At 36.6% G+C, this 25,561-nt stretch carries 31 protein-coding genes and 1 tRNA gene; 24 read left to right on the top strand and 8 right to left on the bottom strand.

From position 1 onward, the window contains the following. The first annotated feature begins 18 nt into the window (after nucleotides 1-18). The 4 genes from ACWOEC_RS09220 to ACWOEC_RS09205 are packed head-to-tail and all read left to right on the top strand — an operon-like array spanning nucleotide 19 to nucleotide 2,915. Complete coding sequence (locus ACWOEC_RS09220) at nucleotides 19-1,179, top strand: class I SAM-dependent rRNA methyltransferase (RefSeq protein WP_455307644.1); 1,161 nt, start codon at nucleotides 19-21, stop codon at nucleotides 1,177-1,179. A gap of 13 nt (nucleotides 1,180-1,192) precedes the next feature. Next, nucleotides 1,193-1,945: a type I 3-dehydroquinate dehydratase gene (aroD, locus tag ACWOEC_RS09215; RefSeq protein WP_297075599.1), complete on the top strand. Its 753-nt coding sequence runs from the start codon at nucleotides 1,193-1,195 to the stop codon at nucleotides 1,943-1,945. Between the two features lie 7 nt (nucleotides 1,946-1,952). Next, nucleotides 1,953-2,447 carry a Cys-tRNA(Pro) deacylase gene (ybaK, locus tag ACWOEC_RS09210; protein ID WP_455307642.1) on the top strand — a complete coding sequence of 165 codons (495 nt, stop codon included), beginning with the start codon at nucleotides 1,953-1,955 and terminating at the stop codon, nucleotides 2,445-2,447. An 18-nt stretch (nucleotides 2,448-2,465) separates the two neighbouring features. Continuing rightward, nucleotides 2,466-2,915 carry a GNAT family N-acetyltransferase gene (locus tag ACWOEC_RS09205; RefSeq protein ID WP_455307640.1) on the top strand — a complete coding sequence of 150 codons (450 nt, stop codon included), beginning with the start codon at nucleotides 2,466-2,468 and terminating at the stop codon, nucleotides 2,913-2,915. 89 nt (nucleotides 2,916-3,004) lie between these two features. Here the strand turns inward: ACWOEC_RS09205 and ACWOEC_RS09200 are convergent, their stop codons facing one another. Then, entirely contained in the window at nucleotides 3,005-4,270 is a 1,266-nt protein-coding gene (locus ACWOEC_RS09200; RefSeq protein WP_455307638.1) for an NAD(P)/FAD-dependent oxidoreductase, read from the bottom strand. A gap of 102 nt (nucleotides 4,271-4,372) precedes the next feature. Here ACWOEC_RS09200 and gdhA point away from each other — a divergent pair, with 102 nt between their 5' ends. Both gdhA and ACWOEC_RS09190 read left to right on the top strand, forming a co-directional pair. Beyond that, nucleotides 4,373-5,722 (top strand): NADP-specific glutamate dehydrogenase, encoded by a 1,350-nt coding sequence (gdhA, locus tag ACWOEC_RS09195; protein WP_455307636.1) that lies wholly within the window; start codon nucleotides 4,373-4,375, stop codon nucleotides 5,720-5,722. Between the two features lie 97 nt (nucleotides 5,723-5,819). Then, nucleotides 5,820-7,166, top strand: coding sequence for a glucose-6-phosphate isomerase (locus tag ACWOEC_RS09190; protein WP_455307634.1), 1,347 nt, complete (start codon nucleotides 5,820-5,822; stop codon nucleotides 7,164-7,166). 162 nt (nucleotides 7,167-7,328) lie between these two features. Here the strand turns inward: ACWOEC_RS09190 and ACWOEC_RS09185 are convergent, their stop codons facing one another. From ACWOEC_RS09185 to ACWOEC_RS09165, 5 genes are all read right to left on the bottom strand, one after another. Further along, complete coding sequence (locus tag ACWOEC_RS09185) at nucleotides 7,329-7,481, bottom strand: hypothetical protein (protein ID WP_455307632.1); 153 nt, start codon at nucleotides 7,479-7,481, stop codon at nucleotides 7,329-7,331. A 141-nt stretch (nucleotides 7,482-7,622) separates the two neighbouring features. Continuing rightward, entirely contained in the window at nucleotides 7,623-9,416 is a 1,794-nt protein-coding gene (locus tag ACWOEC_RS09180; protein WP_455307630.1) for a glycerophosphoryl diester phosphodiesterase membrane domain-containing protein, read from the bottom strand. A gap of 54 nt (nucleotides 9,417-9,470) precedes the next feature. After that, the gene (locus ACWOEC_RS09175; protein WP_455307696.1) at nucleotides 9,471-10,070 is read right to left on the bottom strand and encodes a TVP38/TMEM64 family protein; all 600 of its coding nucleotides are present in this window, start codon (nucleotides 10,068-10,070) and stop codon (nucleotides 9,471-9,473) included. 112 nt (nucleotides 10,071-10,182) lie between these two features. Continuing rightward, a complete protein-coding gene (locus ACWOEC_RS09170; RefSeq protein ID WP_297074455.1) occupies nucleotides 10,183-10,647 on the bottom strand; it encodes a threonine/serine exporter family protein in 465 nt (154 codons plus the stop codon). Then, nucleotides 10,644-11,402 carry a threonine/serine exporter family protein gene (locus ACWOEC_RS09165; protein ID WP_455307628.1) on the bottom strand — a complete coding sequence of 253 codons (759 nt, stop codon included), beginning with the start codon at nucleotides 11,400-11,402 and terminating at the stop codon, nucleotides 10,644-10,646. The genes ACWOEC_RS09170 and ACWOEC_RS09165 overlap by 4 nt, the downstream gene beginning before the upstream one ends. 182 nt (nucleotides 11,403-11,584) lie before the next feature. On the opposite strand from ACWOEC_RS09165, the gene ACWOEC_RS09160 reads away from it, so the two are divergent. Both ACWOEC_RS09160 and ACWOEC_RS09155 read left to right on the top strand, forming a co-directional pair. Beyond that, nucleotides 11,585-12,142, top strand: a complete 558-nt coding sequence (locus tag ACWOEC_RS09160; RefSeq protein ID WP_455307626.1) for a TetR/AcrR family transcriptional regulator — start codon at nucleotides 11,585-11,587, stop codon at nucleotides 12,140-12,142. An 82-nt stretch (nucleotides 12,143-12,224) separates the two neighbouring features. Continuing rightward, nucleotides 12,225-12,311, top strand: a tRNA-Ser gene (locus tag ACWOEC_RS09155). Nucleotides 12,312-12,414: 103 nt separating this feature from the next. On the opposite strand, the gene ACWOEC_RS09150 is transcribed toward ACWOEC_RS09155, so the two are convergent. Beyond that, nucleotides 12,415-13,566: a tyrosine-type recombinase/integrase gene (locus tag ACWOEC_RS09150; protein WP_455307624.1), complete on the bottom strand. Its 1,152-nt coding sequence runs from the start codon at nucleotides 13,564-13,566 to the stop codon at nucleotides 12,415-12,417. A 44-nt stretch (nucleotides 13,567-13,610) separates the two neighbouring features. Further along, nucleotides 13,611-14,225 (bottom strand): helix-turn-helix domain-containing protein, encoded by a 615-nt coding sequence (locus tag ACWOEC_RS09145; protein WP_455307622.1) that lies wholly within the window; start codon nucleotides 14,223-14,225, stop codon nucleotides 13,611-13,613. 212 nt (nucleotides 14,226-14,437) lie between these two features. Between ACWOEC_RS09145 and ACWOEC_RS09140 the strand changes: the two genes are divergently transcribed. The 16 genes from ACWOEC_RS09140 (at nucleotide 14,438) to ACWOEC_RS09065 (ending at nucleotide 25,368) form a co-directional block, all read left to right on the top strand. Then, nucleotides 14,438-14,716, top strand: coding sequence for a helix-turn-helix domain-containing protein (locus tag ACWOEC_RS09140; protein WP_455307620.1), 279 nt, complete (start codon nucleotides 14,438-14,440; stop codon nucleotides 14,714-14,716). Between the two features lie 74 nt (nucleotides 14,717-14,790). Next, nucleotides 14,791-15,093: a hypothetical protein gene (locus ACWOEC_RS09135; protein ID WP_455307618.1), complete on the top strand. Its 303-nt coding sequence runs from the start codon at nucleotides 14,791-14,793 to the stop codon at nucleotides 15,091-15,093. A 2-nt stretch (nucleotides 15,094-15,095) separates the two neighbouring features. Beyond that, nucleotides 15,096-15,320 carry a hypothetical protein gene (locus tag ACWOEC_RS09130; protein ID WP_455307617.1) on the top strand — a complete coding sequence of 75 codons (225 nt, stop codon included), beginning with the start codon at nucleotides 15,096-15,098 and terminating at the stop codon, nucleotides 15,318-15,320. 327 nt (nucleotides 15,321-15,647) lie between these two features. Next, a complete protein-coding gene (locus ACWOEC_RS09125; RefSeq protein WP_455307615.1) occupies nucleotides 15,648-15,875 on the top strand; it encodes a hypothetical protein in 228 nt (75 codons plus the stop codon). Nucleotides 15,876-15,894: 19 nt separating this feature from the next. Then, entirely contained in the window at nucleotides 15,895-16,083 is a 189-nt protein-coding gene (locus tag ACWOEC_RS09120) for a hypothetical protein (RefSeq protein ID WP_455307613.1), read from the top strand. An 82-nt stretch (nucleotides 16,084-16,165) separates the two neighbouring features. After that, nucleotides 16,166-17,818, top strand: coding sequence for a DUF5906 domain-containing protein (locus tag ACWOEC_RS09115; RefSeq protein ID WP_455307611.1), 1,653 nt, complete (start codon nucleotides 16,166-16,168; stop codon nucleotides 17,816-17,818). Nucleotides 17,819-18,070: 252 nt separating this feature from the next. After that, complete coding sequence (locus ACWOEC_RS09110; protein ID WP_455307609.1) at nucleotides 18,071-18,907, top strand: bifunctional DNA primase/polymerase; 837 nt, start codon at nucleotides 18,071-18,073, stop codon at nucleotides 18,905-18,907. A gap of 124 nt (nucleotides 18,908-19,031) precedes the next feature. Beyond that, nucleotides 19,032-19,373, top strand: a complete 342-nt coding sequence (locus ACWOEC_RS09105; RefSeq protein WP_455307607.1) for a hypothetical protein — start codon at nucleotides 19,032-19,034, stop codon at nucleotides 19,371-19,373. After that, nucleotides 19,363-19,587 carry a hypothetical protein gene (locus tag ACWOEC_RS09100; RefSeq protein ID WP_455307605.1) on the top strand — a complete coding sequence of 75 codons (225 nt, stop codon included), beginning with the start codon at nucleotides 19,363-19,365 and terminating at the stop codon, nucleotides 19,585-19,587. Before ACWOEC_RS09105 ends, ACWOEC_RS09100 begins: the two co-directional genes overlap by 11 nt. A gap of 443 nt (nucleotides 19,588-20,030) precedes the next feature. Then, on the top strand, nucleotides 20,031-21,077 hold the full coding sequence (locus ACWOEC_RS09095; RefSeq protein ID WP_455307603.1) for a hypothetical protein: 1,047 nt from the start codon (nucleotides 20,031-20,033) through the stop codon (nucleotides 21,075-21,077). Nucleotides 21,078-21,101: 24 nt separating this feature from the next. Then, complete coding sequence (locus ACWOEC_RS09090; protein ID WP_455307601.1) at nucleotides 21,102-21,329, top strand: hypothetical protein; 228 nt, start codon at nucleotides 21,102-21,104, stop codon at nucleotides 21,327-21,329. 9 nt (nucleotides 21,330-21,338) lie between these two features. Then, entirely contained in the window at nucleotides 21,339-21,557 is a 219-nt protein-coding gene (locus ACWOEC_RS09085; RefSeq protein ID WP_455307599.1) for a hypothetical protein, read from the top strand. A gap of 2 nt (nucleotides 21,558-21,559) precedes the next feature. Next, nucleotides 21,560-22,165, top strand: a complete 606-nt coding sequence (locus ACWOEC_RS09080) for a hypothetical protein (protein ID WP_455307597.1) — start codon at nucleotides 21,560-21,562, stop codon at nucleotides 22,163-22,165. Nucleotides 22,166-22,280: 115 nt separating this feature from the next. Continuing rightward, complete coding sequence (locus ACWOEC_RS09075) at nucleotides 22,281-22,637, top strand: hypothetical protein (protein ID WP_455307595.1); 357 nt, start codon at nucleotides 22,281-22,283, stop codon at nucleotides 22,635-22,637. Nucleotides 22,638-22,650: 13 nt separating this feature from the next. After that, nucleotides 22,651-23,001, top strand: coding sequence for a hypothetical protein (locus ACWOEC_RS09070; RefSeq protein ID WP_455307593.1), 351 nt, complete (start codon nucleotides 22,651-22,653; stop codon nucleotides 22,999-23,001). A 3-nt stretch (nucleotides 23,002-23,004) separates the two neighbouring features. Then, nucleotides 23,005-25,368, top strand: coding sequence for a phage tail tape measure protein (locus tag ACWOEC_RS09065; RefSeq protein ID WP_455307591.1), 2,364 nt, complete (start codon nucleotides 23,005-23,007; stop codon nucleotides 25,366-25,368). Nucleotides 25,369-25,561 lie beyond the last annotated feature (193 nt).

The following is a 25,561-nucleotide window of genomic DNA, read 5'->3' as shown; positions in this document are numbered from 1 at the left end:
TAAAGAGCAGGTGAAAAGATGACAATTAACGTAACAACGCACGCAGCAAAACGAATTAAAAAAGGATACCCTTTGTTGCAACAAGAAGATTTAGTCAATCAAGGACAAAAAAGTACGTGGGATATCGTAATGTGCAACCAACAGATTTTGGGATACGGTTATTTAGGTGAACAACATAAAGGAGTCGGTTGGATGTTAGCAAAGCATCCGCTCACAGTGGACCAAGCCTTTTTTAAAGAGCGCTTTGCAGCAGCAAAAGCGAAACGGTCGGCTTATTTTTATGATGAACAAACGACCGCTTTTCGTTTGATCAACGGCGAAGGCGATCGACTAGGTGGACTGATTATTGACCAGTACGCCACGTTTGCGGTGATTTCTTGGTACAATGAAACGATGTATGAGAAAAAAATAGAGATTTTGGCCGCGCTAAATGAAGTATTTCCAGATATTATTGGTGTCTATGAGAAAATTCGCTTTCAATCGACATTACCAGAAAGTCAACACGTCTATGGACAAGAAGCACCTGAACCTTTACTGATAAAAGAAAATGGCATCACGTATGCTACTTATTTAAATGAAGGGTTGATGACAGGGATCTTTTTAGATCAACGAGAAGTTCGGGGACGATTGGCTTCAGGTTTGGCTACAGGAAAACGGGTATTGAACATGTTTAGTTATACCGGAGCTTTTTCAGTAGCTGCTGCGATGGGTGGTGCTCGTGAGACAACGAGTGTGGATTTGGCCAATCGAAGTCGTCCTAAAACACAAGAACAATTTGAAGTGAATGGCTTAGATCCACATGCGCAATCGATCGTAGTGATGGATACATTTGAGTATTTCAAATATGCGACACGAAAACAATTTCAATATGATTTGATCATTTTAGATCCACCAAGTTTTGCGCGAAATAAAAAACGCGTTTTCTCAGTAGCAAAAAACTACGGTGACTTGATCGAACAAAGCTTGCCGATTCTAGCAAAAGACGGGTATTTGATTGCATCCACGAATGCAGCTAACGTATCTTTAGAAAAATTTGAAGGCCAAATCGAGCAAGCATTCACAAATCAAAAGCGTCAATTTAAAAAAATCGCTACCTACCGACTACCAGAAGATTTTGCAGTAGATGAGAAATTTAGCGAAGGCAATTATCTTAAAGTAATTCTCTATCAATGTAAGTAAAGGAGTGAATGTGATGTTGCAAATCAAAAAAGTTGAATTTGGTGTAGGTCGTCCTAAATTAGTGGTGCCACTAACGGCGAAGACCCAAACGGCTCTAGTGGAGCAAGCGCAAAAGGCACACGCATCGGCAGCTCAAATCGTTGAGTGGCGTGCCGATTTATTTGAAGAGTACGAAACAAGTGAAGAACTAGTCGCACAACTGGCGATTTTACGAAAAGAATTGCCTGAACAATTATTGCTATTTACGTTTCGCACAAAAGCAGAAGGTGGAGCTCGAGCGCTTTCTTTAGCAGAATATGAAACGCTCTGCTTGCTTGTAGCGCAGTCGCATGATGTAGATTTAATCGATTTAGAGTTGCGCCACGTTGAATTTTTGGGACGCGGCTTTGTTCAGAAAATCAAGAAAGAAAATGTATGCATCATTATGAGTGCACATTATTTTGAGGAGACGCCTAAAGATGGCCAGTTGCTGTTTCAAATTGGCTTGATGAATCAATTTCAAGCAGATATCGGCAAAATCGCGGCTATGCCAAAAATGCTTTCGGATGTTTTACGCATGATGATGATCATTGAACGTGCGAAAGGATTAAATCAGTTGCCTCTAGCGATTATGTCGATGGGAGACTTAGGAAAAATCTCGCGCGTTTCTAGTGAAGCAATCGGTTCGGTACTGACTTTTGGGGCGTTAGAAGAAGTATCTGCTCCAGGTCAGATCCCGGTGGCAGATATGGAACGCATTCTTGAGTTATTAGCAATCAAAGGATGAGTGAGTAATGGCAAAAAAGAAAATAGAAAAAACCAACGCGATTCGCTTGATTGAACAAAAGAAAATTCCCTACATCGAACATACTTACGAATGGAGTGAAGCACACGTTAGCGCAAATGATGTGTCGTTAGCAGTAAATACGACTTCACCTATTTACAAAACGCTAGTCGCGACAGGAAATAAAACAGGCCCGATCGTTGCGGTTATTCCAGGAGATGAAGAAGTAGATCTGAAAAAATTGGCTAAAGTTAGTGGCAATAAAAAAGTCGAAATGCTTCATCTAAAAGACCTTGAAGCGACTACGGGATATATTCGTGGAGGGTGTTCACCTGTAGGGATGAAAAAACTTTTTCCTACGTTTATTGCGATACAAGCACAAGAACTTGCCGCATTTACGATCTCAGCTGGAAAACGAGGATTGCAGATGGAGGTCGAACCAAACGCGATTGCTTCATTGATTCATGCGACTTTTGTCGAACTAACGGTTACAAGTGAAACTTAAGTAAAAAGGAGTGAGGTCATGCGCTATCGGGAAGTCACAGCAGTCGATCATGAACAGATCGCGCAAAAATATATTGAAACATTTGCAAAAGCACCTTGGAATGAAACACATGAGTTTGAGACGATTTTAATGTATATCAAACGGTTAGCTGCGATGAATACGTTTATGGGCTTAATTGTTGAAACAAGTGACACCCATACATTTTTAGGAGTGGCATTGGGGTATATCAAACCATGGTACCAAGGAGAGGAATACGTTTTAGATACGTTTTTTATTGATCCTAACCACCAGTCGCAACATATAGGAACGCGATTTATGGAGCATTTAAAAATCGTACTTGCATCAAGAGAGATACCTGCGATCATGTTGGATACAGATCGCGATACACCAGCTGAAAAATTCTATCAAAAACATGGCTTTTCAGCGAGCGAAGATACAGTTTTGATGTTTGGGAATACCAAAAATTAAAGAAAACACCCTCAAGTGGTGTACTGATCTGCGAAAAGCTAGACGTTTAGTTTACCTTTTGCAAGACAGGCGCACTTGAGGGTGTTTTTTTAATACTGGAAGTAACTTGCGATTTGTGCTGCATGTACACCTGCTGAGTGTCCTGTACAAAATGCAGCCGTAATATTAAAACCACCAGTATAGCCATTGATATCGATTAGTTCACCGGCAAAAAAGAGTCCAGATTTTTGTTTGCTTTCCATTGTTTTAGGATTGATCTCTTTTAAATGAACGCCGCCACCGGTTACAAATGATTTTTCAATCGGTAAGGTATGATGAACTGGGAATGTAAAGTCTTTTAATAGTTCAATCAAAGAATCGCGTTGTACTTGTGTTAATTGATAACTCGCAACGTCTTCTAGTGCTAGACGTGTCACAAAAAAATCAGCTAAGCGTTCAGGTATCCATTGGGCAAGATCGTTTTTTACAGATTTTTTTGAGGTTTGATAGGTCATGTTCCACTCTTTTGCTAGCTGCGTAAGACTTTTTGTGGGAAAGCAGTCTAAACGTACAGGAACTTCATCGTGTTTTTCTAGCTGTTGATTGACGAAAGAAGAACAGCGCAAAGCTGCTGGTCCTGAAACTCCAAAGTGAGTAAACAACAAGTCCATCACGTGTTCGGTCACTATTTTTCCTTTTTCATCCAGTACCGCTAAAGACACATCTTGCAGTGATAATCCTTGCAATGTTTTATCTTGAATAAACGCAGCATCAGAAAGTAAGGCAGACTCCGTTGCATAAAGGGGAGTGATGGTGTGACCAGCTGATTTTGCTAAACGATACCCATCACCCGTTGAACCTGTTGAAGGATAGGTCTTGCCGCCAGTTGTTAAGACGACACAAGGTGCCAAAAACGTATCTGTTTCTGTCTTTACACCGCTCATTTGGGTATCGTCAAAAAGTAATTTTGTTACTTTACTATTCGGACAAAAAGTGACGCCTAATGCCTTTGCACGTTCCACAAGCGCATCGACGATCGTTTTGGATTTATTCGTTACCGGAAACATCCGACCGTGGTCTTCTTCTTTTAGTGAGACACCTTGCGATTCGAAAAAGTTCATAATATCATAGTTATTGAATTGTGCAAACGTACTATGTAAAAATTTGCCATTTCCGGGGATATGGCGAATCAAATCATCTACGTCCCGATTGTTCGTCACGTTACAACGACCACCACCGGTCATTAATAGTTTTTTACCAAACTTTCTATTTTTATCGATCAACAGGACCGACGTTCCATTTTCGGCTGCAGCGATACTCGCCATCATGCCACTTGTTCCGCCACCAACGACGATTACATCATAATTTGTTTCCATAGTTCCTCCATTATCAGACTTTTCAAAGTATTTTGAAAAAAACTCTGCAAAGTCCAAGCGTATTTGCTATTATATATAGTAACAAAAAAAGGAGGAAAACACATGCAAAATTCACAACAATATCTTCAACGAATTCAAGAAAATATTCACCGTAAGGATCCACATCAAGAGGAATTTTTACAGGCGACAGATGAGTTTTTATCGACTGTCTTGCCTTTTTTAGAAGAACATCCTGAAATTGAAGAAGCGAATGTCTTAGATATCCTGACTGAACCTGAACGGATCATCCAATTTCGCGTACCTTGGCAAAAAGATAATGGACAATGGGCAGTTAATCGCGGATACCGCATCCAATTTAATTCTGCTTTAGGTCCTTATAAAGGTGGTTTGCGTTTTCATCCAACAGTAAATCTAAGCATCTTAAAATTTTTAGCATTCGAGCAAATTTTTAAAAATGCTTTGACTGGATTACCGATCGGTGGTGGTAAAGGCGGAAGTGACTTTGATCCAAAAGGGAAATCGGATGCTGAGATCATGCGTTTTTGTCAAAGTTTTATGACAGAACTTGCAAAACATATTGGTCCAAGTTTAGACGTCCCAGCTGGAGATATTGGGGTAGGTGGTCGTGAGATCGGCTATTTATTTGGAATGTACAAACGGTTAAAACAATATGATGCCGGTGTATTGACTGGAAAACCATTAGGATTCTGGGGAAGTTTAGCGCGTACGGAAGCGACTGGTTATGGTGCAGTGTATTTTGTGAAACATCTGTTACATGATCTAGAGCAAACGATAGAAGGCAAAACGGCTTTAGTTTCTGGTAGCGGAAACGTGGCGATCTATGCGATCGAAAAATTACATGAATTAGGAGCTAAAGCAATCAGTTGCTCAGACTCAAATGGATTTGTGATCGACGAAGAAGGAATCGATGTAGCCTTATTAAAAGACATCAAAGAAGTACGCCGTGAGCGCTTGACTGAATACGTCAAAGAACGTCCGTCAGCGAACTACTATGAAGGCTCATTATGGGACAACCATGAAGTAAAAGCTGATCTAGCCTTTCCATGTGCCACTCAAAATGAAATCAATGAAACAGCAGCACAAAAACTAATTGATGCTGGGGTAACAGTTGTTTCTGAAGGTGCGAATATGCCGGTGACCTTACCAGCAGCGAATCAATTGATCGCATCTGGCGTATACTATTGTCCAGGTAAAGCAGCGAATGCTGGTGGGGTTGCGGTATCGGCTCTAGAGATGAGTCAAAACAGCCAACGTTTGCAATGGTCATTTGAAGAAGTGGACCAACAATTAGATGAAATCATGAAAAATATCTATGAAACTTGCCGTGATACAGCAGAAACTTTCAAGCAAAAAAATAATTTTTTAGCCGGTGCAAATATTGCAGGCTTTGAAAAAGTTGCTAAAGCAATGCTTGCGCAAGGACTTGTCTAGTTTGACCAAATAGGCGGTGTATCAAGATTTACTTGCCAATTTTAGCAAAAAAAAGTAAAGTAATACTTGTAGTGAAATCAACCCTAGGAGGATGAACATGACACATATTACATTTGATTATTCGAAAGTAGCTCCATTTATTAATGAACATGAATTAAGTTACATGCAATCACAAGTAACCGCTGCCGACAAATTATTACGTGAGGGTACAGGCCCTGGTAGCGATTTTCGTGGTTGGTTAGATTTACCTAAAGCATATGATAAAGCAGAATTTGCGCGCATCAAAGAAGCCGCTAAAAAAATCCAATCTGATTCAGAAGTATTAGTCGTCATTGGGATTGGTGGATCTTATTTAGGTGCTCGTGCTGCGATTGAATTTTTACAAAATACGTTTTATAATGTGTTGCCAAAAGAAGAACGTAAAGCACCGCAAATCTTTTTTGCCGGCAATTCGATTTCATCAACTTATTTAGCAGATTTAATCGAAGTGATTGGTGATCGCGATTTCTCTGTGAATGTGATTTCAAAATCAGGTACCACAACGGAACCTGCCATCGCATTTCGTGTGTTTAAAGAATTATTGATCAATAAATATGGTAAAGAAGAAGCCAATAAACGTATTTATGCGACAACCGATAAAGCGCGTGGTGCGGTAAAAGTAGAAGCGGATGCGGAAAACTGGGAAACATTCGTGATTCCAGATGATGTTGGTGGACGTTTTTCTGTCTTGACTGCTGTTGGGTTATTGCCGATTGCAGCAAGTGGTGCTGATATCGATGCGTTGATGCAAGGGGCAGCAGATGCTTCTGAAGCGTATTCAAGTGATAAATTAGAAGAAAATGAAGCGTATCAATATGCTGCATTACGTAACATTTTATACCGCAAAGGAAAAGTAACGGAATTGTTAATCAATTACGAACCAGGAATGCAATACTTTTCTGAATGGTGGAAACAATTGTTTGGTGAATCTGAAGGAAAAGACCAAAAAGGAATCTATCCTTCAAGTGCAAACTTCTCAACTGATTTACATTCATTAGGTCAATTTATCCAAGAAGGTAACCGCAATATCTTTGAAACCGTCGTAAAAGTAGAAAATCCACGTAAATCTGTGAAAATTCCTGTACAAGATGCTGATCTTGATGGATTAGGCTATTTACAAGGAAAAGAAGTCGATTTTGTCAATACGAAGGCTTTTGAAGGTGTATTGTTGGCACATACAGATGGCGATGTACCAAACTTATTGGTTAAAATCCCTGCAATGGATGCGTACACTTTAGGCTACTTAATGTACTTCTTTGAAATCGCAGTGGGCGTATCTGGTTATTTGATGGGTGTCAATCCATTTGACCAACCAGGAGTAGAAGCATATAAGAAAAATATGTTTGCTTTATTAGGCAAACCTGGATTTGAAGAACTATCAAAAGAATTAAACGCTCGTTTATAAGCATTCAAATCATGAGAACTGTCGTACTGACGACGGTTCTTTTTTTATAAGCGGAGAGAAAAATTGGGCATAAAAATAGAGGTTATCTTTAGTATAAAACTAAACATAACCTCTATTGATAATGATCTTCAGACTGTTCACAAGTCATAGTTTGCATCCTCTCTATTTGTGCGCGTTTTTTAAGTTTGTGATTGCTTGTTCGATCGTTACACCAGAAGCAACGTGGTTTTCATTATGCGCATCAATAGCTAGAAATTCATTTTTCACAGAATCAAAAGCAATTCTGTATTCGATTGCAGCTTTTGTAAATGTCATGTTATAAGACCCCTTTCATTGTTATAATGCCGGTGTTTTAACACCGACATTAATGTACCACTTTTTAAATCGTTTTACAATTATATTTACTTATTTTTTTAAAAAAGATTAAAAAATCTATAAGTGAATTTTCAGAATATTTTAACCAAATCCAACGACAAAGTAAGCTAGTTTGTCGGCATAAGTTTCTTCTTCATCTAATTTTTTTGCTTGATTCAACAAGTCCATCCGGTCGGTGATGATGCCATCGACACCATAAAACATCATCCGTTTCATAGCGTTTAAATCATTAGGTGTCCAGACAAAGACTTGTTTGTGATCTTGATGCGCAGATGTGACAAATTGTGCAGTTAAGGTCGTCATTTCCATAACTAAAAAATCAGCATTCGTTTTAGGTGGTCCGATTAAATTAAATGGTAGAATATACCCGACGGTCAATTCGGGTGCTTTTTCTTTTAAAGCTTCAACGACCGTATAATTGAGCGATTGTACCAAGTGATGTTGTTTGATGATTTGTGTACGGTAGCGAGCTAGAAAGCGTTCGGCTAAGCCTTTTTTATCTGTTTGTTGGGTTTTGATCTCAATCAATAATTTTTGATTCAATTGTTTGGCTTTTGCTAAATACTCATCAAAAGAGGCGATGGTACCCGTCTGACCATTTTCATTTAAGCGTAAGGATCGCGCTGTTTCAAGCGTATTTTCTTCAGGGACTAATCGTGTATTGGCTAAGTTGCGATAGGAAAAATCATGATAGACGATAAATTGATGGTCACTCGTTTCTTGTACATCCATCTCAATATAATTTGGATGGTACTCAGCTGACGTTTTACTTAAACTTTCCAAAGTATTTTGAATCCCGTTCCCATTTGAAACGCCACGATGCGAGATCGTCAAGGGGTTAGAAAGTTCCGCATTTTTCAAGTAATCGTAATTATATAAACCGACCGAGATCCCAAATAGACTGACGACTAGGGTGAGTCCGACCATTTGCCAACTAGAAAAAGCTTGTGTTTTCGTATCTGTGCTAACAAATAATTGCTGTGGAAGTCGTTGTTCTTGATCGAGTAATAAGATCATAAAATAAAAACTACTGATTGTCGTTAAAATAATGTTGATTAACAAAGCAGCTTGCATACAAAACATAATAAATACAGCAGCGATCAAAGCGTAATGTGGCAGATAGCGATCAAAGAGACCTTGGATCGATAACAACACAATAAATGAAAGTGTATTGATTGCAACAATTGCAAAAGAGATACCTAAAAAAGTTAGAAAAATGATCAAAAAACGTTTCTTGGTGAGCTGCAAACTGATTGCGATGGCCTCACGGACTTTTTTATTGTTTAAAATAAGTTCAGGAAGTACAAATAAAAAACGAATCCCGAGATAAAGAAGCGATAGATATACAAGTGCAAAACTCACGATCACGCTGACACGATTGGCGAAGATATAATCCATAATAAAGGCTGGAATCTGAATTTTAGCGAGTAAATCTGAACGAAAATTGAAACTACCGATCGGTAACAGCAAGACAAAATAAAGTAGGAAAAAGAAAAGTACACTAATCCGCACTTTTTTTAACTGTTGGCTACTTAATCTCAATAATTGTGTCAGTTTAACATATTGTTTTTTTTGAATGAAGTACATACTAAAGAGTAAAAATGTAAATTCAAAAAACACAGCTAATAAAATCAATACACCGACAAGTAATAAATTTACTAACACGATGGGGTGTTTTGTGATAAGTGTTGGAAATTGTTCAAGCGAAAGGTAGGTGATATTCCCAGATGATAAAATAAATTTTACCGTTGCAGTCAGTCCCGGGATGATGACAAAAAGTAGTAACCCGTGGACGACAAGTACGTCTCGAAATGAGCGATGACTTTGTTTTAAAAAACGAAATGTGAGTTGCAGTTGCTGACGGAGTAATTGCATATAAATCCCTTCCTTACATTAGAATAAAAGACGCCACACAATGTGACGTCTGGTTTACGTAGCAAGTAGCCCTGATAAAAGATGTCCTCCATAAATCAATGCTAAGCTGTATAGATAAATCGAAAAAGGTTTGGCAAGCAAAATAATCAATGTGTACTGTTTAGTACTCATTTTTGTTAAACCCGCCATTAGACACAAGACATCGTCTGGTGCTACAGGTAAAAAAATAGCAATGGCAAATAATTTTGCAAAACGATTGTCATTTTCTAGCCAACGTGAATATTTTGCAAAAGTGGCATCACTGACAAAGCTCAAGATGAACGATTTTCCATATTTTCTAGCCAATAAGAAAATAATGATCGATCCCAAACAGATTCCTACATAATTGTAAATAAACCCAGCATAAGGACCAAAAATCAAAACACCCGCAGCAGTCGAGATTCCACCTGGAATAATCGGAACAACGACTTGAATGATTTGGATAAAGATGAAAATAAGTGGCCCTAAAATAACCGAATCGCCAACCAACCCACGCATCGAATTTAGATCGTGGAAGACACCTAAACGATAAAGATAGATCGCAAAGATTATCGAGACCCCAATCCCTGCAATCGATAGACTATTCATGATTTTCCTAGAAACTGCAACGTTCATAAGCCACTCCCCTTTAAGTTCTATCATAAACGAAAACCTCATTAAAAAGCTATTTAAACTCTTTCAAAAGAGTAAACTTTACGTATTTTTAGTATACGTGATCATTGCATTGCTAACCTCGTCCTTTAGACGGATTCTTATACTTTTGTTGCCATTGCAACACGATATTTTCAACTAAACTTGTTAACATAAACGCAGCCGCAATCGCACCAGAGGTCAAAATCACGATAACAACATATTGAAACCCATTAGAAGAGTTCCCAAGTACGAATTCACGTACGGCTTGGTAAGCTGGCCCTCCAGGAACTAAAGGGACGATACTAGGAATTGAAAAAATAATAACAGGCATTTTTTTGTATCGCGAAAAATAGATACTAAAAATTCCAATCAAAAAGGCAGCAATAAAATTTGAAGAGCCAATGCCAAAGTCGTTTTGGCGCATCAGCAAAAAGACACACCAACCAATCATTCCGGTAATACCACAGCCGTTTAAGGCACGTCTTGGCACATTCGTTAGTACGCCAAAGCCGACAGTACAAAAATAACTAAATGCGATTTGAATCAACCAATAGATCATACTAAACCTCCTAAAAGGGTGAGGACCGTTGCAATTCCGATTGCGATGGCAGAAGCGACGATGACGGCTTCAACGCCTCGCGCTTGCCCACTAATCATATGTCCTGCAAAAATATCACGAAATGAATTCGTGATCGCCACACCAGGAACAAGAGGCATAACGGCACCAATAATAATGTGATCGGGGGTAACTTGGTCGAAAAAATGGGCAAAAAGAATGGCCAAGACACCAATAATAAAGGCTGCAAAAAACATATCGAAAAAGCGCATGGTCACGTGCTTCTTGATCCAAGTTCCACTATAAAAGCCGATCATACCTACGATAAAAGTTGGAATAAATTCAAACCAAGTCCCACCAAATACATACATCAAGGTGCTACTGACGACTCCAGCTCCCAAGACTTGTAACCAAAATGGGAAGGTCGGTGTATCTGGATTCACACGTTTTAATTGTGCATTTAATGTAGGGAGATTGATTTTTTTTTCTGCAAACTCACGAGATAATCGATTGACCGCCACGACTTTTTCTAAGTTGATGATGCGATCTCCTACGTTTTCGACTTGAGTAAAATGATCGTTGCGCAAGCTCATAAAAATACCAGTAGCCGTCACATAACTCACGCTATTGACCTCACCAGCATTTTTAGCAATGCGTTCCATCGTGTCTTCTACACGATAGACTTCAGAACCATTTTCCATCATAATTCGACCAGCTAACAAGCAAGTCTCGATTAAAAGGTCTTTTGGATTTGACATAATACACTCCTTGATAATAACAATTTAGTTGTAGTGTACAGTGTATTAAACAAAGGCACAAGCCTTTTTCTTGATAAAAAAATCAGAAAAATAACAATTTATATTTGCTTTTTTCGCGTTATCTTTTAGAATAAGAGTAGGAAGAGTTTTTTTAATATTCTTTTCACGCTAGGAGGGAGTTTATGCGCCATAAGGTTTATACAAGAGAACAGATTCTTCGCGCGGCCTTTAATCTTGCGGCTGATAGCGGGTTTGACCATTTTACTGCTCGGAATATTGCAAAAAAAATGGGTGGCTCGACACAACCGATTTATTTTCATTTTGAAAGTATGAAAGATTTAAAAGTTGCGTTAATTAAGTGGATTCAAGAAGATATGATTCAAAAAATGAACGAGATCCCAGAATCTGAAGACTTGTTGTTAGATGTATGCACGACGTATATCGATTTTGCACGCTTGTATCCAAAAGTATTCAATGCGTTGTATTTCGATAACTCTGGATCAGGAAAAATGCTGTATAGACGGTCACTAGAAGAATTTAAGCACATTATTACCTCACACAAAAAAATGCAAAACTTAACAGAACGCCAAATCAGCCGGATGCATGACGGGATTTGGATGGCAGTCACAGGAATTGCGCAATTACGCAAAGCGGGAATCATTGAGCCTACGCGTGAACAACAAGCTGTGATCATTGATGAAGTTATTGAATCTGTATTAAAAGACGAGAAAAATAAGTAAACGACAGAAGGTGGTGCAAAATAGGGCTGCCTTCTGTTTTTAGCTTGACAAATGAATTGAAAAGTAGAAAAATAAAGACAATGGAGAGTTGGCAGAGTGGTAATGCACTGGACTCGAAATCCAGCGAGCCGGGATAACCGGTGCACGGGTTCAAATCCCGTACTCTCCTTATAGTCAGAATATAGAGTAGTAGAAATACTTATCCGACAAGGGTTTGAGCGTTTTTTACTACTCTTTTTTTATTTTCTGACCCACGAATTGACCCACATTGACTAATTTTCCATGATTTTTGCGAATACATTAGGCACTTCTTTTTCCATTTTTTCTGTGACGTTTAGGTATATATCATTTGTTATTGTAATAGAGGAGTGACCTAATCTTTCAGATATAACTTTAGTTTGTACGCCATGTTCCAGAAGTAGAGTGGCGCTTGTATGCCTAAACCCATGAATAGTAATTTCACGTAAGTTATTTTTATTGATCGTTTGCAGTAGCCATTTTCTAGGCTTGCTTAATTGTAAAAAGGTATTTTGTTCGTTTGAAAAAACAAGTTGCGTATCATTTAAAGTATTGTGTCCGAGTTGGAGCATAACGGCACGTTGTTCTTTTTTCCATTGTTTGAGCGCAGCAATCGTAACATCATCTAAACTGATTGATCGCTTTGAGTGTGTCGTTTTAGGTTGTTCCAAGTATAAGCGCCTATTTTTGCCACGAGCGAGCGTTTGTTTGATATGGATACATTTATTCTTGAAATCAACAGAACGCCATTCTAGCCCCAATAATTCGCCTTGACGACAGCCAGAAGCCACCAGTAGTTGAAAGAACGTGTAAATGTAAAACGGCTGCTGCTTTTTCGTACAATCTAAGAACGTTTTTAATTCTTCTTTGGTGTAGTAGTTCATTCTGGTTTCTTTTTGTACGTCAATTTTGCGTTTAGGTATCACAATACGCTTTACAGGGTTATCTTTAACCAGACCTAATGTAATAGCATACTCAAATACCCTAGATATATCAGAAATCAAATCACGATACTTTACGAACGTTTTAACTTTCTGATTGGCAAATTGTTGCACGTCACTAATAGAGATATTAGAGAGCGTTTTATGACCGAATACAGGCAATATATGTACCTTGTATTGTGAAATCGCCTTGACGTAAGTACTTTCTTTAACGGTGTACTCATAGTTTTCTTGCCACAACTTGAACACTTCTTGAAATGTTTGTTCTGGTTGTTTCTTTTTGCCGTATTCTCCACGATCAAACTCAACTTGTAGCCGACTTAATTCTAATTGAGCGGCTTTTTTTGTTGGAAAGTTTCGTCTAGTCGTTTCGATACGTTTACCGGTTGCAGCGTCTATACCTAGATAGACCTTGAATAACCATTTTTTACCTTGTTTAGTTTCGTATTGTTTAAATGTTGCCATTGTTTTTCCTCCAGTACTACGCCTAGGGAGCATATTAGGAAGAGTTAAGTATTTTTTATGAATTTTTCGAAATTATAGTAATCTTGCCTTAACCTAGATAAATAAAAATATAATTCATCTTCATTAAAAAGTGATAATTCATTTTCGATATTCAATTTCTCACATAAGGCATAGTATAAACTCAAATTTTCTAAAGAATTAAATGAAAGTTTACTAGATAAAAGTTTTAATTGTTTGCAATCATAATCTTTAAACAATTTGTAAAGTTGTTGATCGATTAACACCTTGCCGTTATCATCGAAAATTTCTGGTACTTCTTTAGAAGTGATTTTATTTTTAATAACAATTGATACAAGAGATTTATTTAAACTTTTTATTCTATTAAAATCTATTGCTTCTATATCTTGATTATAAAGAAGTGCAGCGTATTTATCGCCGTTTAGTAAATAAGTAGTTGAAACATCTAAAATATCAGAAAGTTGTTTCAATCTATTATTATTAGGCAAATTATAGCCGTTTTCCCAGTTACTGACAGCGCCTTTGCTTGCCGGAGGTGTTAGTTTTTGGCCTAACTCTTCCATGGATAGACCTTTTTCTTTTCTAGAAATCCTAATTCTTTGCCCAGTTTCGACAGCTTCTGGATATTTTTTTCTACTCATGCTAGAACCTCCACTATATAGTAGTTTTCTACATAATATCATAGATTAATTTGAAATTCTAAAAAAAGTTCAAAAAAGTATGCAAAAACTCTTGCATTTGAAATTGAGTGACGCTATAATGAATTCAAGAAGTACAGAAAAGTATGCAAATTAAATTTTGTTTTATTTTTTTAAACTTCTTGTATAGAAAAGTATGCAAAGGAGGTAAAACAATGGAATTGAAAATTGAATCATTAGAATTGGCTGATCCGGCATTTCAACCAATCGTTGAAAGAATCGCTGCTGCTATTCAAGAAGCTAACCAAGTTAGCACTAAGCGTCAAGAATTGCCACGTTACATGACTAAAGGACAAGCTGCCGAGTATATCGGTTGTAGTTTTAACACATTTCAAAAATTTGTAAGAGCCGGCTTGCCGTTGATTACAGTTTCCGGAATTGTCCGAGTAGATCAAAAAGATGTAGATGATTTTTTAGCACAAAACAAAAAATAACTCACTACGCCTAGGGAGCATACAGAATGAGTTAGTTGTCCGTTGCGAATGGTTTGATAATAGGAGGAAAAAAGATGATCACGCAAACAGAAGCGATCCAAAAAGCATTAGTTGAAATTATCGGAGTAGAGGCAGCCGAAAAAGTAGCTACCTTAAAAGGAGAGAGATTGGAAAAGGTTTATAACTTGGTAGCAGAACAAGCAGATTATCATAATGTACTGCCGGAAGTGCCGACTGTTAAGAGCGTGCTGCAAGAATTGTATGAGTTTATCGAATCAGATTGTTTAGAAAAATGGAGTGTACCAGAATCACAAGATTATTTGTATAGATCACTGGATACACTTTCTTACTTGCTAGGAATTGAACTGGAGGATTAGAAATGACTGAAAAACGAATTACTATTTTAGATATGGTAAACGCTGCAATGGCTGCAAACGAAAAAGAAGCGGAACTACCAAAAGATGAAAAAATTGCTAAACGAGTTAGAAATATTCATCAAATGGCACATGATAATTTTTCTAGTGAGGTTACAATTAAAGATTTTCAATATGATTTAAGCAATGAGATCGAATGTTTGGCCGACTTGCTAGAAATTAAATTGTAGGAGTGGTTTCTATGAATGAGAGCAAAGAAAAAGCCAATAACGTATCCACCGACCAAAGCGAACGTTAAAGGCACACAGTAAGCAATAATGCTTATTATTCTTTGTTCTCTCATTATATCAAATTATGATAGGAGAATAAAGTATGTACACGATTAGAAGAACATTAGCCGTTATTTTGTTGGTTCTCGTATATTTTGTTGGTTCTCGTATTTTCGGCAGCGCCAGTATTTTTTAAGTTTATTGTGGGTATACCTATCGCAATGATACTGCTGCTTGAATTTGAAGAATTTACTTTGCAATCAAAAATGAAATCTGGAGGGCAACAAAATGAACGATAAAGAACTATTAAAAAGAGCAGAAAGACTTACTGCAGCAGCTAATCAACTAAAGTTGGCGGAACGTTTAATTGAAGGTGTGGAATATGCACGAATCAATAAAGATCAATTTTCGATCAATCATCAATTACAATCCGGTTTGTTAGAAGATATTGGAGAGGTTATTTCTGATATTAGAAACACAATCCAACAAATAAGTAACGATATTTGCCCAGATTAAATAAGAGGAGCGTTTAAGTATGAATAACATAGATGATTTAGTGGTACAAGCTACACACGTTAAGAATGGCTTGGAGGGAGTTGTAAACGCTCTTTACAATATGACTTCTGATGATGTACAGAAAATGAATATCGCAATAGCTACACTTGAATCTATCAGATATTTAGCAGAAAAACACGCTAACGATTTAGAAGAATTCAGTAAATAATTTTTGCAACTTTTACTAGGATATTTTCCGGTATCAATCTGGTTGAGTTGACTTTTATATACCAGAAAGGAGCATAAGCACTTTGCAGATTAAAGCAAACGAGTTTGGCAATGTGGAAGAAGCCAGACAATTAAATACCAGAAAACAGGAGATTGTCCAAAAGATAAACGAGATAGACACGCCGGCATTAGCAAAGATTAAACGAGTGCTTAACTATATGAATTTTGGCTATATTCAAGATCAAGAACAACTTGATTTAAACCAAGCAAAAGTGATTTTGAAGCAAGGTAAACAAGAAGTAACTAAATATGGCTATGATGTGACGTATTACATTAGAAACAAAAGAACGGCGCTTGTATATGCTAATTTCACACCTAAGTATAAAGACGGCGAGTTAGTCGGTTATAAAGTCAATTATCCTAATGAAAGCAACTATGCCTATTTTGTGGCCGACTTACTAGATGAAAAAATCATTTTCTCAAAAGAATTTGATTGTTTTATCAAAATAAATAGACACGATCAAACATTTGAAGTAATTGATGAAGCCTATTTCAAATATCATTATCCGGCACAAGCTAAACAAGGCACAATTAAACACTTCCTACCGGTATTTGAAGAACTGTATAGAATCCATATCCAAAGAGAGCATAGCTACACTATCCGGCGATACGCTTTCTATACGAATGATTTTATATATGACATGGAAAAAATGCTTAAAGAAGAACGTAAGCCGCTAAAAAGCGAATTGTTTTTCGCCTATTATGATGTATCGAATAGCGAACTAAACACAGATTTAGTCAAAGAATTTAAAAAGAAGATTGTTTCAAATGATGATACGCTGCACAACTTAAATTTAATGCACACGTATATCATGAGGAGAAAAATAGGACTAGAGCCGGCAGAAAAGTTTTTCTTATTCAAAGATAAAGGCCGGACTGGTAAAGGGTTATTTGTTAAAACGTTCAATACGTTGTTTAAAGTAAATAAATTGAATTTACCAACTCTTACAAGCAGCGCCGTATTTGAACGCAACAACGAACATATCAAGGCCTATGATTGCGAAGTAGTGCATATCAATGAAGCCGAAAAGATCACAAGTAGAGATATGAATGTGTTACGGCCAATCGCTACAAATGAATGGCTTACTGCCAGGAATATTGGTGGAGATAGTTTTGTATTCAAGCCTTTTTGTACCATGATTATAGATACAAATGGAGAAGTAGAAGTTGGCGAGTTAAAAGCGAATGTGTCACGAATGGTCAATCTAGCATTAAAAGATAGACCTATGCAAGAAACAGAAGCAGAACGACACAAGGTTTTTAAACCTTATTGGGAGTATATCGCCCCAGACGGTAACAACGTACCTTTAGCCAGTGCATTATCTTTCTTGGTGGAAAGTCTGGAGTATTTCAAAGCACAAGGAAATAAATTTGTTTTTAAAGAAGTTCAATTTCAACAATCTTTTTTAAACGAAGCATTTACTTATATTTTTCTTACTTTGGAAAAAATGCAAAAAGATTTAACTGATACTGAACCTTTTATTCTTGCTAGCGATCCACGAGCAAAAGAACTGTTAGAAAAATGCTATGGAAAATCTAAAGAAGAAAATGATCGCAAGAAAAAATTGTTCAAAAAATACGGTATCGCTTTAAGTAAACCAAGATTTGTGGACGGAAAGACAACAAGGGTACATTGCATTGAAGATCCACACGCTTTCCATAGTTTATATGATTAATTACTATATATTACTAGCAATTACAATAGACTTACAGGGTTAAAGTGTTGATATATAAGGTTCTTACACGTATTACATGGTTTTATAGTTTAAGAGTATTATTTTTTATATACACACTCTTTATTATAGAGAATCGTGTAATCGTGTAATTTTTAAAAAACATAACGAATTTAAGTTGATATATCAGTGTTTCAAGCGAATTACAGGCCATTACAAAAGCTAGTAATTATTACACGCTAGGAGGTTTTAGAAGTGGATTGTTACGAAGCAGCGTTACTTCTATTAGAAGATGAATACCAGACAATACCAATAAATTATTATAAACGGCCTAAACTGGAGTTTAAGAATGTGCCTATCACTAAAGAATTTATTGAAGCGAATAAGACAGTGTACCAAGAAGCAAAAGGGCTTGTTTTATTGTGTCGTGGTATCTGGTGTATAGATATTGATGTAAATCACGATGAAGGAGAAAACGGCTTTGAAAGTTTACAGGAGTTGGAAGATGTGTGGCCGGACATAGTCAAGAACGGTCAAAATACTTTTGTTCAAACTACGCCCAGAGGTGGTAAGCATTTAGTTTTTCGCAAAGTGGACGGCATAGACTACCGGCAGCATATCGGCTATTTAAAAGGTGTAGACATCAAAGCGCAAGATAACAACTTTTTTGTTTTAACTGGAAGCCAGACTGTTTCCGGAGAGTATACGAACAACGGTAAAGACATTGCTTATTTTGACGGTACTTATATAGATTATTTTGACGGTACATTTGAAGATCGTATCTTTTCTAGTGGCGGCAGCTACGATAAGCAGACATTAGAAAAATATGATACTAAGTACATTATGCCGGAATATAAATTTTCTAGTATGCCGAGTTTTGAACGCAAGGGAGGAGCCGGAAAACAGGCCTACCAAAGAATAATAGAATGTACCAGTGAGAACAGAAATGATGATTTGTTTCTTGCTGCAACGTATGCCAAGCAGTGTGATGTACCGCTAGAGCCCTTGAGAATCCTTATAGGTGATAGCAAGAACGGCGATACATTTACAGAGGAAGAATGGCAAGCAACGGTTGATAGTGCAAACAGTTAGAAAAAAATAAGGTTTCGTGAAATTGTGCAGCCTTTACCATAAGTGAGTATTTGATTAAGGAGAGAAAAAGTAATGAGTGAGAAGCCAAGTAGAGCAAAATTAATGATCAGAGGAGAGACAACACATGAAAATCAATACGAATTTGACAGAACGAGAAGAAGCAGTGCTTAAATTAATCCCTAGAGGTGCAGCAGTCAAAAGAACGTCAACAGAAATCGGTTCAATCATTGGATTAGAGAAAAGAAAAGTTCAGTATGCCGTTAATCGTTTAATCAAAAAAGGCAATCCGATTGTAGCGAAAAGAAACGGTAAAGATCGTGGGTATTATGTAGCAACTACGCCAACAGAATTGGCCGAGGGTTTGGAAGCACTGAAGAAACAGCAGCGAGAAACAGAAGTCCGTATTCAGTTAGTACAACAAATTGATTTAGAGCAGTGGAAAAAGGAGCATACCAATGAAAAATAATGTACCGGTACTATTAGGATTTAATAGAAGTAAATCAGACAATTCTTTGATGGTATGGTGTCCTTATTGTAGCGAATGGCATAACCACGGAAACGAACAAGGCCACGTTATAGCGCACTGCACAAATAATCAATCGCCGTTTAAAGAAACCGGCTATCGTATTAAGAAAGTAACGAAAACAGACATGAAAAAAATAGTACATTTTAATGATTGAACGAAATCAAAAAGAACGCTTGGAGTATCAAGAGCTAAGGCATTAAAAATAAACTTGTGATTATGCTATATATTCGCAAATGATTAAACGATAAAAAGGCGGCTAAAGTACATGAGTAGATTAATATTTATAGACGATCAAGGGAATCAATCAAACTTATATATTTCGAACTTTTGCAAACTAGAAATTTCTGTTCAGGACGGAAAAATTATAAATGTAATGAAGAATGAAAGGCAAAAATTTGTACCGTTAAAAACACCTAGAAACGTTGAGGAATCAATAAAAATTACAATAGATGAGTAGAAAAATATCGTAAAAAATGGTATAATGAATGTAGTTGAATAGTTTGTTTTGTCTGACTGTGAATAACAGAGGATATAAAGATTTCATCATTAATTTGGTGGTCTTTGTATCCTCTTTTTTTACTTTTTAGGGAGGTAGATATGGAAGAATTTAGCTTAGAGAAGTATTTAAACATTGCAGCAGTAATTGACGAACTAGAGCAGCGCAAACGAGAAACACGCCTATCTATATACAATCAAACACTAGCTACTCATGTTGTTTATGATGAATTAGGTATGCACACTAAAGCGCCAAAGATTGAGTATATTGTTTCTGATAACGTGGTGGCGTGTGAACTGATTGACGAACGTATCAAGCGCCTAAAGGACAAACAGAAGTATTTTATCCAATTCATAGATAAATTGCCTAGAAACGAACGTGAGAGCCTTTTAGGTGGTACTGCAAGCGAAAGCGTACAGGAAAAAGCGCTAGATGAAATATACGAGATCGAAACGGCTATATGTTTCAAGTATGGCTTTAAGCCACCAATGGAACGTATACAGGTTAATGACCCACTGGAGGACTTAGATTTGATGATTGAGGTGTTTTCAGCAAGCGATATGCCTATCCGGTTGAAGTGGTTCTTTGCGCACTGGAAAGGGTATGTAATCAATCGTGAGTATTTAAACGAAAGAGAACGATATGCAGCACTGATTTTCTTTAAAGGTTTAAAACAGTTAGATCAAGATGAACTCACACTACTAAAAGAAAAGTATTACACCGACAGACCGGCGCAAGCTAACTTTATCACTGGAATATCAAAAACCTATCTTCAGTATTCTGATGAAGTAATGGCTATGAAGTTAGATATACCTATCCGAGAGTACAGAATGAAGCGTATAAAAATTGAGAAAAAGCTAGAAATGATATTGCAGAAAGTCAAACAAGAGCAAAAAGAATATCTATCGAATCAAGCCGAGGAGTTCACGCTTAAAACTGGAAGATTGTATCTAAAGTCTTTTGAAGTCACTGCACTAGGTAGGGTATTACCAGAATATGTTTTGACCCAAGACGGCAGACAAGCGAAAGTGTTTCATAAAGACGACAAATTGGCGAAAGATTTTATATACAAGTTAGGTATGGAAAAAGAACCACTAAAAGAAAGAAAACATGATTATGATTACGAATGTGTCTTTCAGTGGGAATAAAAAAATAGAAAAGAGGAAAAAAGAATGGAATTGATTTTGAAAAGTAACGTGGAAGATTTATTGGAAGAAGAATTGCTAGATATTTATGTGCTATCTAAGAATGCAAAAAGCAAAGAAGAAAAAAAGGCTTATGCTAGAATGGCGAAATTGGTTTTAAATCAAAATAAAAAAGAATCAATAAATTTTAACGATATGCTACAAGAAGCTACGAATTTTAGATTTAGTCTTTTAAATAAAAAAGAATCAAACTAGGAGGAGTACATGAAAACAAAAGATGATTTTTTCTCAGATAGAGATTGGGAAAAATATTTAGAAGATCAAGAAAAAGAACTTAATGCTGAACAAAAGGAACAGGAAGAAGAAGCCCTTAAAATCAGTAAGTTTGTAGCTGAATCAAGAAAGAAAAGAGTATCTACTGTACCAAAGAATAAACAAACGATTATTAATAAAATTAAAACGAAAATCAAAGGGGACAATTAAACATGAAAACAAAAACTATTGAAATGCCTTATGTATCAGAATTACTAGAGATCGATACAAATTTGAATGATTTAGAAAAAGAATTAGATACTTTACTTGCTGCAAAAGAAAAGCAAGAACAATCTACTGGAAAATTTAGTTTAGATTCGTTTAAAGCAGTAAAAGGAATCAAACAAGATATTGAGGACTTAGAGAAAGTGATTGCTGATGCGTACAAAGTAAGAGCGCAAATTGTAAGTGAAGTAAAGCATCAGTATATCAAACAAATTGAATCAGAATGTAGAGCGCTTGATAATGAACTCTTGCAAGAAGCGTATTCTTTATTTGAGGGTAAAGACTTCAAACAAGTAACTGCTAATCTTTATAAACTATCAGAGTTATTAGAGGCAAAAAGAGTTATGTATAAAAGTAATGATGCTGCTTTAAATCAACTTGTAAAAGTATTTGGAATTGAAGTTAGTCAACACGATCTACCTACTAGATTAAGTTTTAATAGCCCACAAGGTGTGAGAGCTTATGCTACTAAAATTAGAAGATCTTTAGATGAATGGTTAAAGGTAGAAATTTTTAAAGGAATTCATTCTAAACCGTTTGAAATTAAAAAGTAGGATAGCCCCCGTTATAAAATATTTTTTTGAAAATTTTACAGAACGGAGTGCAACCTCGAAAAAACACACGGGTTTCTCTCTATAACCCCACCCCTAAAAGAAAGGAGGTAGATTCTTGAAAAAGAAAGAACGATTAATGCAAGAGAAAGCGGAAGTTGAGCGTTTAATGGCGATTTTTACCGAAGTACCAGACAAGAAACTCAAAACTGTCAGAGGTCTGATTGCAGAAGCAGCGTTTATGGTTGTGACGCTTAGAGAATTAAAAGAAATCATTCAAAAAGACGGCGTATTAGATCAAATGGAACAAGGAAGTTATTCAATCTTGCGAGAGCATCCGGCTTTAAAGTCATACAATGCAATCGTACAAAGATATACCACTGTTACTGAAAAATTAGTTGCGCTACTTCCTAAAGATGAAGAAATAGATCCGTACATTAACGAATTTAATGATTTTCTAGCCAAAAGAGAATAAAGAGAGGTGCATTATGAAGAAATATAAAACTTTATCAGACTGTATCGGAGAATTTGATGATTTTTGGATAAGTTACGCTTTAAATATTCAAGATAAAAATGCTTATAACGATTATAAATATATTTATACGGAATTGATGAAAATAAAAGAAGATTTTAATTGTGTATCTTTAAAAGAACAATTAGAGCATCGTAAAATGTATAAATTATCTATCAACTTGTTAAACAAGAGAATATTGTTAGTAAAATTCATTTTAAATAAATTAGAAAGTAAAAAAAGTTTGAAATCAAAATCTTTCGATTCTTTATTTAACAATATGCTAAAGGCGGAAAATAAATTTATTGCATATAGGAAAGGAGGGTAGTTTATGGCTAAAAAAACAAAAGAATCTGACGTTATTCTGAATTTCAGAATGAATGGTGAGGTTGCTTATTCTAAGAGTATCAAACAAATCAATGACGATATGCGAGTTGCTAATTTAGAGTACAAAAATCAAATATCATCGATGGATAAAAACGCAAGCGCAACTGAAAAACTAACTGCTGCAAAGCAAAAATTAGAAAAGCAAGTTGCGATCATGACTGCAAAAACTGAAGGTTTGCGCGAAGAATATCAGAAATCTGTCCAAGAAACAGGACAGTATTCAGCGAAGTCGCAAAAGCTTTATGAAATGCTCTTGAAATCGGAAACAAGCGAAAATAACTTACGTAAAGCGTTAGAAAAAACAAATGATGCACTAGAAGCACAAGGAAATACTTCCATTTCCACTGCTGAAAAATTAAAAAAGATAGAAGCGGCCGGAAAAAGTATTGAAAAAGCCGGCAAAGGGCTTTCTGTTGGTGTTACAACTCCACTTATCGGTATTGCAGCAGCTGGCACTAAAGTCGCTACTGATTTGAATAACTCTCAAAAGCAAATACAAGCTGCGTTCGGTTTAACTGCCCAAGAAGCAGAAAACGTGAATAATGCGGTGGAAAATGTTTTTGCAAGCGGTATGGTTGAATCTGTGGATGAATCAAAAGAAGCGGTTATCAGTTTAATCAATCAGTTTCCAAAGTTGAAAACGGCGAGTGCTGATACAATTCAAGATATGACAGAAAAAGCCTTGTCTTTAGAAAAGGCGTATGGTTCAGATTTTGAAGAAACACTTAGAGGGGCAAACTCTCTTATGGACGCTTACGGAATTTCTGGAGAGAAAGCTATGGACCTTATCACAGTAGCTTCTCAAGGTGGACTGGATAAGACACACGAACTGGGCGACAACTTAGCAGAATATGCAACTTTGTTTGAACAGAGCGGATATAGCGCAGAAGAAATGTTCACAATCTTAAAAGCCGGTTTAGATGGTGGCGCTTATAACTTAGACAAAGTGAATGATTTGGTAAAAGAATTTGGTATAAGACTATCTGATGGTTCTATAGAAAAAGCTGTTGAAGATATGGGCGGCGGTTTTCAACAAGTATTTAAAGAAGTGAAAAATGGCGAGATTACGGCCGGACAAGCATTTCCTAGAATGGTAGCTGAAATCAATAAACTTGGTTCAGAACAAGAAAAAGCGGCGGCTATTTCAACTATCTTTGGTTCTTTAGGAGAAGATGCCGGAATTAAAGTAATTACTGCAATGGGGCAAGCAAATGAAGCTACTAAAGAATTTCAAAACTCATTGGAAAATTCAAAAGATGCGGCTGAAAACTTTAAAAACGGTATTGAGGAAACTGTAACCTATCAACAAGCCATGAATAGCTTAATGATCGCAGCAAGCGAAGTGGGAGAAGTCTTTGCTCCTTATCTACAAAAAGCAGCAGAAGCACTAAAAAGCTTTGCTGAATGGTTTAGAAGTTTAGATGATAACACTAAAAACATGATTGTGACGATTGGAGCGGTAATTGCTGCGGTTGGTCCAATATTAGTTGCTCTAGGGAGTGTTTTAGGGGCAGTTAGTAAAATATCTGGAGCAGTCGAATTTTTATCAGGGGCATTTACTAAATTATACGGTTTTTTGTTAGCTAATCCTTTTATTTTAGTTATTGCCGGTATTGCCGCACTCGTTGCTGGCTTTATTTGGGCATATAACAATGTCGAATGGTTTAGAAATGGAGTCAATGCTTCATTCACTTTTATAAAAGATGTGATTATCGGAGCGTTTAGTGCAGTTTGGGAAAATCTAAAAGGAACGTTTACTGGAATACTTGATTTTATCAAAGCGCAAATCGAAAATATGAAACTTATTTTTAATGGGATTATTGATTTCTTTACTGGTGTATTTACTGGTAATTGGGAACAAGCATGGAATGGAATCATCAACGTATTTAAGGGTATTTTTGGTTCTATACTCGAATTTGCTAAAGCACCTATTAACGGAATGATCAAGTTGATCAATGACTTTATCAATTTAGCAAATAAAATCAAAATTCCAAAAGGTATACCACCGATCGGTGGCATAGGTATCAATATACCGAAAATACCATATCTAGCAAAAGGTGGTTCGCTTATCGATGGTCAAGCGATCGTAGGCGAAGCAGGTCCAGAATTATTATCTGTCAATCGAGGTAAAACGACTGTCACACCTCTATCTGATCGTGAAAAACGAGAAGGTATCGGAGGTAAAGGTAGTCAAACAACAGTAAATCAAACGATCACTATTGGCAATGTAGATGCAAATAATCCAAGTGAATTGGATAAACTAAACAGAAAATTAGCAAAGGCTTCACGTATGGCCGGAGCGTTTTAAAAAAATAAAGTCACTTTCTTTAGTAGAGAGTGGCTTGTTTATTATAGTATAGTAATTTATAAAAAAAGATTACGTCCATATAATTGTGTAAAAGATAAAAGGCCATGTAACAGCCCTTTTACGGTACAATGTTTTTAACCACAAAAACATACCCAGGAGGACGTTACATGACCCAAGTACATTTTACACTGAA

The organism is Enterococcus bulliens, assembly GCF_053761865.1.
The sequence above is the reverse complement of the archived record's forward strand: the minus strand, read 5'-3'. Positions and strand labels throughout refer to the sequence as shown.